Source organism: Synechococcus sp. R6-7 (assembly GCF_047461695.1).
Lineage (GTDB): Bacteria > Cyanobacteriota > Cyanobacteriia > Thermostichales > Thermostichaceae > Thermostichus.
Genome location: NZ_JANSHS010000363.1, coordinates 1 through 1,544, shown reverse-complemented (window position 1 = coordinate 1,544; position 1,544 = coordinate 1). Strand labels below are relative to the sequence as shown.

Annotated in this window: 1 protein-coding gene and 1 pseudogene; both read left to right on the top strand. The window is 61.4% G+C overall.

Features of this window, described 5'->3' with window-relative positions; genetic code table 11:
- Positions 1 to 37: 37 nt before the first annotated feature.
- Positions 38 to 1,024, top strand: a complete 987-nt coding sequence (locus NW815_RS10785; RefSeq protein ID WP_414415997.1) for a pentapeptide repeat-containing protein — start codon at positions 38 to 40, stop codon at positions 1,022 to 1,024.
- Between the two features lie 171 nt (positions 1,025 to 1,195).
- Positions 1,196 to 1,544, top strand: a pseudogene (locus NW815_RS10780) (sensor histidine kinase); the annotation flags it as partial.

The window sequence follows — 1,544 nt, the reverse complement described above, 5'->3', positions numbered from 1 at the left end:
TTATTATTGACTAGAGTCATGCTCTCCCCTCTCTTCTATGGATGCCAAGGATCTGCTTCGGCTTTACCGGGCAGGACGGATCAACTTTGCCGGCGAGAACCTGGCCGCCCTTGACCTGAGCCGGGCTGATTTGATCGGGGTGGATCTCTCCCAAGCAAACCTGCACAGTGCCAATTTGATCTTCGCCTTCTTGGGGCGGGCCAAGCTGCAGAAGGCCAACCTCGTCGGGGCTAACCTCGGGGGGGCCAACCTCAGCCAGGCGGACTTGAGCGAGGCGGATCTCAGGGATGCCCAGTTGCACGGCACCACCCTACAAGGGGCAGATTTGCATGGGGCCAACCTAACGCTGGCTCTGTTGATCGATGCCAACCTGCTGGATGCGGATTTGCGTTGGGCCAACCTCACCAGTGCCAACTTGGGGGGAGCTTGCTTGCGGGGGGCTAATCTCCGTTTCGATAGCCGCCGGGGAGCGGTACTGCGCAACGCCAACCTCAGCCGCGCCGATCTCAGCGGAGCCAACCTGTCGGGAGCGGATTTGACGCGGGCCGACCTGAGCGGGGCCAACCTAAAAGAGGCCAGTCTGATCAAAGCCAACTTGCAAGGGGCCAGCCTGCAGCAAGCCCGTTTGCAAGGGGCCATCCTGAGCGAGACCGACCTGAGGGGGGTTTCTTTTTTGGGGGCAGACCTGCGAGGGGTGCAGATGGCGCGGGCCAACTTGAAGGAGGCGATACTTCGCCAGGTGAATCTGACAGAGGCCAACTTAAGCGAGGCGGATCTGGCCGCAGCCGATCTTTCCGCGAGTTCTTTGTGCTCGGCCAAACTGGCGCGGACGGATCTCAGTCGGGCCAATCTGGCCGGGGCCGATTTGCGGTGTGCCAACCTGGTGGATGCCTATTTGGGCCGCACCAACCTGGAAAATGCCGATCTCGGCGAGGCAATCCTAACCCGAGCCGATCTGAGCACAGCCAACCTCAGCGGGGCCAATTTGCGCGGGGCAACTCTGCCGGATGGACGGGTAGGCTGATTGGACAGACTCGCTACCGTATGAGGACGAGGATTCTTGTCCCTGAGTGAGACGGGGATCCGCCCCGGAAAAGGTGAGGTTTTCCCCTGCCCCAGAGGGGCCACAACCGCTACCCTACAAGGGAAGGATGGGTCAAAGAGATCCGTGAACAGCCGCCGATTTCTGTCCTTGATGGAAGCTTTGTGGGCCGATCTGCCCTTGCCGGAATGGTTGCCGGGGGCAGGAGAGCGCTCCTGGCAGCAGACGGTGGCAGCCCTGCTCCAGCTATGGCAAGAAGTTGGACAGTTTGGGGTGGTGATCGGTGGGCCGGTGTCTTGGTGGCCCCCCTGGGTGGTTCGGGATCCGCTGCCTCAACTGCCGTCGCCCATTGACGCTCCAGAACCGAACCTGAAGCTGCGGGAGCTGGCCCGTGAAGATCCCTGGCTGTTTACCCCTGACTTGTCCCCTGAGTCGATTCTGACCCCTGGCCAGACGGTGATCCCTCTCCTGCCGCAGGATCCCCTGGTGGAGGAGCCTTTTT

What these genes read in the sequence shown, in the direction of transcription:
- NW815_RS10785 (WP_414415997.1), top strand. Translation starts at nt 38, where the DNA reads ATGGATGCCAAGGATCTGCTTCGGCTTTACCGGGCAGGACGGATCAAC.